At 69.9% G+C, this 8,159-nt stretch carries 9 protein-coding genes and 1 pseudogene; 4 read left to right on the forward strand and 6 right to left on the reverse strand.

Annotation, left to right across the window (positions count from 1 at the left end; genetic code table 11):
- From JWP65_RS06635 to gloA, 3 genes and pseudogenes are all read left to right on the forward strand, one after another.
- Nucleotides 1-677 (forward strand): annotated as a pseudogene (locus JWP65_RS06635) (F0F1 ATP synthase subunit beta); the annotation flags it as partial.
- A 6-nt stretch (nucleotides 678-683) separates the two neighbouring features.
- Nucleotides 684-1,112: a F0F1 ATP synthase subunit epsilon gene (locus JWP65_RS06640; RefSeq protein WP_299761782.1), complete on the forward strand. Its 429-nt coding sequence runs from the start codon at nucleotides 684-686 to the stop codon at nucleotides 1,110-1,112.
- 132 nt (nucleotides 1,113-1,244) lie between these two features.
- A complete protein-coding gene (gene gloA / locus JWP65_RS06645; protein ID WP_299761785.1) occupies nucleotides 1,245-1,796 on the forward strand; it encodes a lactoylglutathione lyase in 552 nt (183 codons plus the stop codon).
- Here the strand turns inward: gloA and JWP65_RS06650 are convergent.
- Together JWP65_RS06650 and JWP65_RS06655 are read right to left on the reverse strand one after the other, a co-directional pair.
- The gene (locus JWP65_RS06650) at nucleotides 1,793-2,683 is read right to left on the reverse strand and encodes an NAD(P)H-hydrate dehydratase (RefSeq protein ID WP_299761788.1); all 891 of its coding nucleotides are present in this window, start codon (nucleotides 2,681-2,683) and stop codon (nucleotides 1,793-1,795) included. The genes gloA and JWP65_RS06650 overlap by 4 nt on opposite strands.
- Nucleotides 2,680-3,441 carry a histidine phosphatase family protein gene (locus tag JWP65_RS06655; RefSeq protein WP_299761791.1) on the reverse strand — a complete coding sequence of 254 codons (762 nt, stop codon included), beginning with the start codon at nucleotides 3,439-3,441 and terminating at the stop codon, nucleotides 2,680-2,682. Before JWP65_RS06655 ends, JWP65_RS06650 begins: the two co-directional genes overlap by 4 nt.
- 103 nt (nucleotides 3,442-3,544) lie before the next feature.
- Between JWP65_RS06655 and JWP65_RS06660 the strand changes: the two genes are divergently transcribed.
- The gene (locus JWP65_RS06660; RefSeq protein WP_299761794.1) at nucleotides 3,545-4,594 is read left to right on the forward strand and encodes an NUDIX domain-containing protein; all 1,050 of its coding nucleotides are present in this window, start codon (nucleotides 3,545-3,547) and stop codon (nucleotides 4,592-4,594) included.
- A 1-nt stretch (nucleotide 4,595) separates the two neighbouring features.
- Here the strand turns inward: JWP65_RS06660 and JWP65_RS06665 are convergent, their stop codons facing one another.
- The 4 genes from JWP65_RS06665 to JWP65_RS06680 all read right to left on the reverse strand — a co-directional run bounded on the left by JWP65_RS06665 (nucleotide 4,596) and on the right by JWP65_RS06680 (nucleotide 7,998).
- Nucleotides 4,596-5,714, reverse strand: a complete 1,119-nt coding sequence (locus JWP65_RS06665; RefSeq protein WP_299761797.1) for a D-alanyl-D-alanine carboxypeptidase family protein — start codon at nucleotides 5,712-5,714, stop codon at nucleotides 4,596-4,598.
- Nucleotides 5,715-5,832: 118 nt separating this feature from the next.
- Nucleotides 5,833-6,342, reverse strand: coding sequence for a TPM domain-containing protein (locus JWP65_RS06670; RefSeq protein WP_299761800.1), 510 nt, complete (start codon nucleotides 6,340-6,342; stop codon nucleotides 5,833-5,835).
- Nucleotides 6,342-7,214 (reverse strand): TPM domain-containing protein, encoded by an 873-nt coding sequence (locus tag JWP65_RS06675; RefSeq protein ID WP_299761803.1) that lies wholly within the window; start codon nucleotides 7,212-7,214, stop codon nucleotides 6,342-6,344. The genes JWP65_RS06670 and JWP65_RS06675 overlap by 1 nt, the downstream gene beginning before the upstream one ends.
- Before the next feature lie 139 nt (nucleotides 7,215-7,353).
- On the reverse strand, nucleotides 7,354-7,998 hold the full coding sequence (locus JWP65_RS06680; RefSeq protein WP_299761806.1) for a LemA family protein: 645 nt from the start codon (nucleotides 7,996-7,998) through the stop codon (nucleotides 7,354-7,356).
- Between the last annotated feature and the right edge of the window lie 161 nt (nucleotides 7,999-8,159).

Below are 8,159 nucleotides of genomic sequence, written 5' to 3' on the forward strand. Positions count from 1 at the left end.
TGTTCTTCGTGGACAACATCTACCGCTACACGCTGGCCGGCACCGAAGTGTCCGCGCTGCTGGGCCGGATGCCTTCCGCCGTGGGCTACCAGCCGACGCTGGCCGAGGAAATGGGCCGCCTGCAGGAACGCATCACGTCGACCAAGGTCGGCTCGATCACCTCGATCCAGGCCGTGTACGTGCCCGCCGACGATTACACCGATCCGTCGCCCGCCACCACGTTCGCCCACCTGGATTCCACCGTGGCGCTGTCGCGTGAGATCGCGTCGCTGGGCATCTACCCGGCGGTCGATCCGCTGGACTCCACCAGCCGCCAGATGGACCCGCTGGTGGTCGGCGAAGAGCACTACCGCACCACCCGCGCCGTGCAGGAAACCCTGCAGCGCTACAAGGAACTGCGCGACATCATCGCGATCCTGGGCATGGACGAACTGTCGCCGGAAGACAAGCTGGCCGTGTCCCGCGCCCGCAAGATCCAGCGTTTCCTGAGCCAGCCGTTCTTCGTGGCGGAAGTGTTCACGGGTTCGCCGGGCAAGTACGTGTCGCTGTCGGAAACCATCCGCGGCTTCAAGATGATCGTGGCCGGCGAGTGCGACCACCTGCCCGAGCAGTCGTTCTACATGGTCGGCACCATCGACGAGGCCTTCGAGAAGGCCAAGAAGATGGCGGCTGCGTAAGCAACCATGGCTGATACACCGCACACCATCCACGTCGACGTGGTGAGCGCCGAGGAGTCGATCTTCTCCGGCGAGGCGCGCTTCGTCGCCCTCCCGGGTGAGGCCGGCGAGCTCGGCATCTACCCGCGCCACACGCCGCTGATCACGCGCGTCAAGCCCGGCTCGGTGCGCATCGAGCGCGCCGATGGTGGCGAGGAATTCGTCTTCGTCGCCGGTGGCATCCTGGAAGTGCAGCCCAACCGCGTCACCGTCCTGTCCGACACCGCCATCCGCGGCAAGGACCTGGACGAGGAAAAGGCCAACGAGGCCAAGGCCGCGGCCGAAGAGGCGCTGAAAAATGCCAAGAGCGAAATCGACATGGCGAAGGCCCAGTCCGAACTCGCCGTGATGGCGGCGCAGCTGGCGGCGCTGCGCAAATTCCGGCAGAAAAAGTAAGTCCCCTGTGGGACGGAGCAGACAAGCGCAGCGATCTGCTCTGTCCCCAGCTGAATAAGAACGCGCTAAAAACCCGCGCACTCGAGCCCCCGCCGCAAGTCGGGGGCTTTTTTCTTTTTCCAGGAGCAACCCATGTCCCTGCCCGAGAGCAACGAACCCGGCGTCGTCGCCAGTCCGCCCGCCGCCACCCGCGGCTTCGTGTTCAACCACTCCATGCTGCGCGTCAAGGACCCGGCAGTCGCGCTCGCCTTCTACACCGGCGTGCTGGGCATGCGGCTGCTGCGCAAGCTGGATTTTCCCGAGATGAAGTTCTCGCTGTACTTCCTGGCGCGGCCCGATGAGGACGCCCAGGTGCCGCAGGACCCCGGTGCCCGCATGACGTGGACCTTCTCGCAGCGCGGCATCCTCGAGCTGACCCACAACTGGGGCACCGAGGCGGACCCGCAGTTCCGCTACCACGACGGCAACGCGCAGCCGCAGGGCTTCGGCCACATCTGCTTTGCGGTGCCGGACCTGGCCGCCGCCGTGCGCTGGTTCGACGAGAACGGCGTGGCGTTCGTCAAGCGCCCGGACCAGGGCAAGATGAAGGACGTGGCCTTCATCAAGGACCCGGACGGCTACTGGATCGAGATCCTGCAGCCGGACCTGCTGGCGAACCTGGGCGCGCCGGCAGCTTCCCGCTAGGCGGGTTCGCCGCTCAGCGCATGCATCACCGCCGGCACCTGCGCCGGCAACTCCCGCGCAAGGTAGCCCAGGCTGCCGGTGAGCGCCGCCAGCCGGTCGCCTGCCCGTGCATGCAGCGCCACGCCCCACACCGCGGCTTGCTCCGGCGTGGCGCCGCGCGCCGCCAGGCCCGCGATCACGCCGGCCAGCACGTCGCCCGAGCCAGAGGTGCCCAGCCCGGGGGTGCGCGAGGCATGGCGCCAAGTCCGGCCGTCGGGATGGCCCACGTGGGTGGCCGCCCCTTTCAAGGCCACCACCGCGCCCCAGGTCCTGGCTTGCTGCACGGTCACTTCCAATGCGCGCTCCTGCACGTCGTCCTTGTCCAGGCCGGTCAGGTGTGCCATCTCGCCGGCATGGGGCGTGAGGATGACCGGCTGCTCGAAATGGGGCAGCGTGTGCGCGCAATCCATCGCCAGCGCGTCCAGCACCACGGTCGACGCGCCAAACAGCGGCAGCAGGCGCAGGATGAAAGGCACCGTGCTGTCGCACTGCGCCATGCCAGGCCCCACCAGCAAGGCCGCTGTCCGCTCTGCCAGCGGCCGCAGCAGGTCCAGGCCTTGCGCAGCCAAGCCGCCGTCGTCCGCTTCGGGCAGCGCGATCACGCGGGCTTCGGGCATTTGCGCCGACAGCAAGGGCGCCACGCAGGCGGGGCTGGCGATCACCAGCTTGCCCGCGCCCGCCCGCAGCGAGGCGGTGGCGGCCAGCAGCGCAGCGCCAGGAATCTCGCGGCTGCCGGCCACCACCAGCACGGCGCCGCGGCTTTCCTTGTCGCCTTTCTGGTCCGGCTGCGGCAGCGGCCAGGCCTTGAGCAAGGCGTCGTCGACGCCGATGGCGCTGTCCGCCGTCATGGCTTGGGCGCCGCCTGCGCATCGGGCGCGGCGGTGACGGGCGCGCCGGCCTGCACCAGGGGCGAGATGAAGTTCACCAGGTCCAGCTCCAGGCAGTCGGTGCCGGGATCGTGCCGGTACGAGGTGATGGCGCAGTTGGGCACGTCGCCCTTGCGGTCGATCTCCAGGATCTGCTTTTCATCCAGGTTCTCCACCAGGTAGCGCATGCAGTTGACGATGACCTGGTGCGCCACCACCAGCACGCGCTCGCCGCCATGCTCGCGCGTCATCATCTCCGTCAGGCTGCGCAGCCGCAGGATCACGTCGCACCAGCTTTCGCCGCCGGGAGGGCGAAAGTAGAACTTGCCGACATGGCCGCGTTGGCTATGCAGTTCCGGAAACTTGCCCTGGATGCCGTGCACCGTCAGCCGGTCCAGCACCCCAAATTCCTTTTCGCGCAGCCTCTCGTCCATCCGCAGCCGCAGGTCGACGCCGGTATTCCAGCCGGCCTCGGCGGCCACCAGGCGGGCGGTTTCCCTGGCGCGCACATAGGGCGAGCACAGGATCACCGTGGGGCGATCCTTGGCCGGCAGCGCGCCGAACCAGCGGCCGAGCGCGCGCGACTGCTCCACCCCCAGCGCCGACAGCGGCGTGTCGATGTCGCGGTAGTGGATATCTATCATTACGTGCCCGGCCGCCTCGGCAGCGTCGCGGGCGACGTTGCCCGCGCTCTGCCCGTGCCGCGCGACCCACAGGATTTGTGGCCAGGTGACTTTCATTTGCCAGCAGTGTGCGGGCCGCGGCCCAGCCGCCATGTCCACCAAGCCCGACGCAGCGCGTAGGAAAGCGGCGGATGCGCCCATCCCATGCGCACAATCGGCCATGAGCGACACCAAGTACGACTGGGCCGTCTGCATCGGCCGGTTCCAGGTCTTCCACCACGGGCAGCTGGCGCTGCTGCGGCGCGCGCTGGCGCTGGCGCCGCAATGCGCCGTGCTGATCGGCTCCGCCTGGCAGGCGCGCTCGCCGCGCAACCCGTTCGGCTGGCAGGAGCGGGCCGACATGATCCGGCTGGCGTTGACCGACGACGAGCGGGCGCGGGTTCACTTCGCCCCGCTGCGCGACCATTACGATGAGCAGCGCTGGGTGGCCCAGGCGCAGGCCGCCGTCGCCCGGCTGAGCGGCGGCGGGGGCCCGCGCATCGCCCTGGTGGGCCACCGCAAGGATCCGACCAGCGAGTACCTGAACGACTTCCCGGGCTGGGTGCTGCAGGACGTGGGACGGCAAGGTGAGCTGCACGGCAAGGCGCTGCGCGCCGCGCTGTTCACCGGCGCATCGGTGGAGGCATCGCTGGCGGCCATGCGCGACCAGGTGCCGGGCTCGACCGTCGACTTTCTGCGCGCCTGGGCCCAGCTGCCGCACCTGGAGCGCTTGCGCGCCGAGTGGCAGGAACTGGCGCAGGAGCACGACAAGTGGGCCGGCTCACCCTATCCCCCGGTGTTCGTGACCGTGGACGCGATCGTCCGGGTCGGCGACCACGTGCTGCTGATTCGCCGCGGCCGCGCGCCCGGGCGCGGCTTGCTGGCCGTGCCGGGCGGCTTCATCGACCAGCGCGAGACAGCCTGCCAGTCGGCGTTGCGCGAACTGGAGGAAGAAACCGGACTGCGGCTGTTGCCCAGCGAGATGGCCCATGCGCTCAAGGCAACGCGCGTGTTCGACCATCCGGACCGCAGCCAGCGCGGCCGCGTGATCACCCATGCCTTCCATTTCGACCTGGGCGGGCGGCGCCGGCCGGACATCCATGGCAGCGACGACGCGGCCGAAGCCATGTGGGTGCCGGTGGCCGGCCTGGCCGCGCTGGAAGACCAGTTCCACGACGACCACTTCCACCTCCTCGACGCCTTCCTGGGGCTGCTGCCGCCGCCGCCCTGAGTCAGCTCCCGGCCGCGGGCAGCCTGGCCGCGGCCAGCGCCTGCGGATCGCCGTCGCGGGCCGAGACCCAGCGCTTGAGCCGTTGGGCGTCGGCGCTGCGACTGCCTTTGTCGGAGGCGTCCAGCAGCACCATGACGACCTCGTCGCCGCCGACCTTGGTGAACATCGCCACGCACTGGCCGGCCTCGACGATGTAGCCGGTCTTTTGCAGCTCGATGTCCCAGGCGGCGTTGCGCACCAGCCGGTTCGAGTTGAGGTATTGCAGCTTGCGCCCGCCCAGCACCACCTGGTGCTGCGGCGTGGTGGAGTAGTCCCGCAGCAGCCGGTTCTTCGCCGCGGTCGAGGTGAGCGTGGCGACGTCGCGCGCGGTGGACTGGTTGCGGTTCGACAAGCCGGTGGGGTCGACGAAGGTGGTGTCGCGCATGCCCAGCAGCCGGGCGCGGTTGTTCATCGCCTGCACGAACTGCGACAGGCCGCCGGGGAAGGTGCGGCCCAGGGCGTGGGCGGCGCGGTTCTCGCTGGACATCAGGGCCAGGTGCAGCGCTTCGCCGCGGGTCAGCGTGGTGCCCACGCGCAGCCGCGAGCGGCTGTTGCGCTCGCGGTCGACGTCCTCGTCGGTGATCGTGAGCATCTCGTCCATCGGCAGCTTGCCCTCGGTCACGATCAGCGCCGTCATCAGCTTGGTCAGCGACGCGATCGGCAGCACCGCGCTTTCGTTCTTCGCATACAGCACGTTGCCGCTGGCGGGATCCATCACCACGGCCGCGCTGGAGGCCAGCCGCAGCGGATCCTTGGCCCGGTGCAGGCCGGCCTGGCGGGCGAAAGAGATCGGATTGCGCCTGGCTTCGCCCGCGACGTCCTCGGTCGGCTCGGCGCCTTCCAGCGGCACCGAGGCGGCTGCCTCGGCGGAGCTCTCGGTGCCGGCTGGCGGTTGTTGCGGTAACGGCGGGTTGGCCACGGTGGCCGCCGGCGCCGTCTGCGCCGGCACGGGCGGCAGCGCCCGGGTTGCCACCGCGCCATGGTCCACGGCCCGCCAGGCGCCCGCGCCGAGCGCGGCGGCCGCGATGAGCCCGACGGCCAGGGCCGGCGTCCTAGTGTTCGTCTTCTTGTTCGAGCGCATGCGGAGAACTCCCGGGCCGCTGGCGGGCCCTGCAGGAACTCTACCGGCCCGCGCGGTGCGGCAGGGCGGCCAAGGCACCAACCGGTTGTAGGCAGATGGCGACGCGCGTGGACGTCCCTCAGCCCAGCAGCGGCGCGTTCGGCAGTTCGTCCGGGTTGGCGGCTCCCGGCGCGGCGGGAAAGTGTTGCACCAGCAGCGCCGACACTTCCGCCAGCGCCTGGGTCAGGCCGTCTTCGAAGCGGCCGTCGCGAAAAGCCTGGCGCATGTGCTCGACCACATCCTGCCATTGCGCCTGGTCCACGTGCCGGGCCAGGCCGCGGTCGGCCACGATCTCGATCGCATGCTCGGCCAGCAGCAGGTAGATCAGCACGCCGTTGTTGTGTTCGGTGTCCCACACGCCGAGCTTGCCGAACATGGCGATGGCACGCTCGCGCGGCGTGCTGTCGCGCCACAGGTAGCCCATGGGCAGGCCGGCCTCGACGTAGATGCGGACCTCGCCGGTATGGCGCTGCTCGCTGGCGGCCACCCGCTGGGCCAGCCGCTGCGCCAGCTCCGGCGGGATGGCGCGGCGGGCGTCGGCTTCGTCCAGCCAGCGGTGCCGCAGCATGCGTTGCAGGCGTGCCAGCATCACCAGCCTCCCGAGGCGCCGCCGCCACCGAAGTAGCCGCCGCCACCGGAGCCGAAGCCGCCGCCGAAGCCGCCGCCACGACCTCCGCCCCAGCCGCCGCCACCGGGCAGGATGATGGGCACGCCACCCCAGCGTGAGCGGCGCGCGCCGCGGCCACCGCCAAAGCCACCACCGCCGCCGCCCATGAAGGCGAACACCAGGGCCACGATGCCCGCCACCGCCGCGATCACCGCGCTGGAGGTGAACAGCATCGCCAGCCCGCCGACGGCGCCGGCCGTCACCAGCGAGCCGAGCTTGCGGCCGAACATGCCGCGCAGGATGCCGCCGGCAACCGGCACCACGAAGAACAGGAAGATGGCCCCGCCGCCCCAGTCGAAGCCGGAGTCGCTGCCGCGGCCATCGTCCTGGCGCGCCGGCGGCTCGGGCAGGGCCTCGCCGGTGACGCGGGCAATCAGCTGGTCGGCCGCCGCGTTCAGGCCACCGGCGAAGTCGTTCTGCCGAAAGCGTGGGGTGATGGCCTGCTCGATGATGTTGCTGGCCGCCAGGTCGGGCACCGCCCCTTCGAGCGCCTTGGCCACCTCGATGCGGACCTTGCGCTCGTCCTTGGCCACGATCAGCAAGATGCCGTCGCCCACTTCCTTGCGGCCGATCTTCCAGGCATTGCCGACGCGGTTGGCATAGCTGGCGATGTCTTCCGGCGCCGTCGTCGGCACCACCAGCACCACCAGCTGCGAACCCTTTTTTTGCTCGAAGGCCGCCAGCTTGTCCTCCAGCGCCTTGCGCTCGATCGCGTCCAGCGTGCCGGTCTGGTCGATGACGCGGGCAGTGAGTTCGGGGATGGGGAGGACGCCCTGGGCGCGCGCCGGGGCCATCCATGTGCAGAGTGCCAGGCACCCCAGCAACAGCCATGTCCACAGCAGCTTGTCATGCCGGGCGTGACCCGGCACCCAGGATGTTCCTTCGGCGCCTGGATTGCGGGTCAAGCCCGCAATGACAAGGGAGAACATGTGGTCAGCGGGCTGGCGTGCTGGCAGCCGCAGCGGCGGCAGCCGGAGCCGGAGCCGGAGCGGCCGGCGCGCCGAAGTCCACCCGCGGCGGCGCCGAGATCTGGGCTTCGTTCTGCACCGTGAACACCGGCTTGGGGTCGTAGTTGAACACCATCGCCGTCAGGTTGCTCGGGAAGCTGCGCGCCAGCACGTTGTACTCCTGCACCGCCGTGATGTAGCGGTTGCGCGCCACCGTGATGCGGTTTTCGGTGCCTTCCAGCTGCACCCTCAAATCGCCGAAGCCCTTGTTGGCCTTCAGGTCGGGGTAGCGCTCGCTCACCACCAGCAGCCGCGACAGCGCGCTGGACAGTTCGCCTTGGACCTGCTGGAATTTCTGGAACGCTTCCGGGTTGTTCAGCGTCTGCGGCGTCACCTGCATCGAGGTGGCCCTGGCGCGGGCCTCGACCACGCGGGTCAGGGTTTCCTGCTCGAAGTTGGCCTCGCCCTTGACGGTGGCGACCAGGTTGGGGACCAGGTCGGCGCGGCGCTGGTACTGGTTGAGCACTTCGCTCCAGGCCGACTTGGTCTGCTCGTCCAGCCGCTGGAAATCGTTGTAGCCGCAACCGGAAAGGGCCAGCGCGCAGGCCAGGATCAGCAGCAACTTCTTCATTGTCTTGTCGTCCTTGAGAGGGTGAGGGCGAAGGTAGCATAGATGGGATGCGCCAGGACCCGCTTCAAGTGCTGCAGGCGGCCGCCCGCCGCCCGCCCGCCGCCGGCCTGCCGCGGCTGCTGATCGCCGGCGCCACCGGGGCGCTGGGCAACGAAGCCTTG

This window comes from Ramlibacter sp. (genome assembly GCF_028292805.1).
Lineage (GTDB): Bacteria > Pseudomonadota > Gammaproteobacteria > Burkholderiales > Burkholderiaceae_C > Ramlibacter.

Excerpts from the sequence above, each read along its gene's own strand:
- JWP65_RS06640 (WP_299761782.1), top strand. The coding sequence starts at position 684 with ATGGCTGATACACCGCACACCATCCACGTCGACGTGGTGAGCGCCGAG.
- gloA (WP_299761785.1), top strand. The coding sequence starts at position 1,245 with ATGTCCCTGCCCGAGAGCAACGAACCCGGCGTCGTCGCCAGTCCGCCC.
- JWP65_RS06650 (WP_299761788.1), bottom strand. The coding sequence starts at position 2,683 with ATGACGGCGGACAGCGCCATCGGCGTCGACGACGCCTTGCTCAAGGCC.
- JWP65_RS06655 (WP_299761791.1), bottom strand. The coding sequence starts at position 3,441 with ATGAAAGTCACCTGGCCACAAATCCTGTGGGTCGCGCGGCACGGGCAG.
- JWP65_RS06660 (WP_299761794.1), top strand. The coding sequence starts at position 3,545 with ATGAGCGACACCAAGTACGACTGGGCCGTCTGCATCGGCCGGTTCCAG.
- JWP65_RS06665 (WP_299761797.1), bottom strand. The coding sequence starts at position 5,714 with ATGCGCTCGAACAAGAAGACGAACACTAGGACGCCGGCCCTGGCCGTC.
- JWP65_RS06670 (WP_299761800.1), bottom strand. The coding sequence starts at position 6,342 with ATGCTGGCACGCCTGCAACGCATGCTGCGGCACCGCTGGCTGGACGAA.
- JWP65_RS06675 (WP_299761803.1), bottom strand. The coding sequence starts at position 7,214 with ATGGCCCCGGCGCGCGCCCAGGGCGTCCTCCCCATCCCCGAACTCACT.
- JWP65_RS06680 (WP_299761806.1), bottom strand. The coding sequence starts at position 7,998 with ATGAAGAAGTTGCTGCTGATCCTGGCCTGCGCGCTGGCCCTTTCCGGT.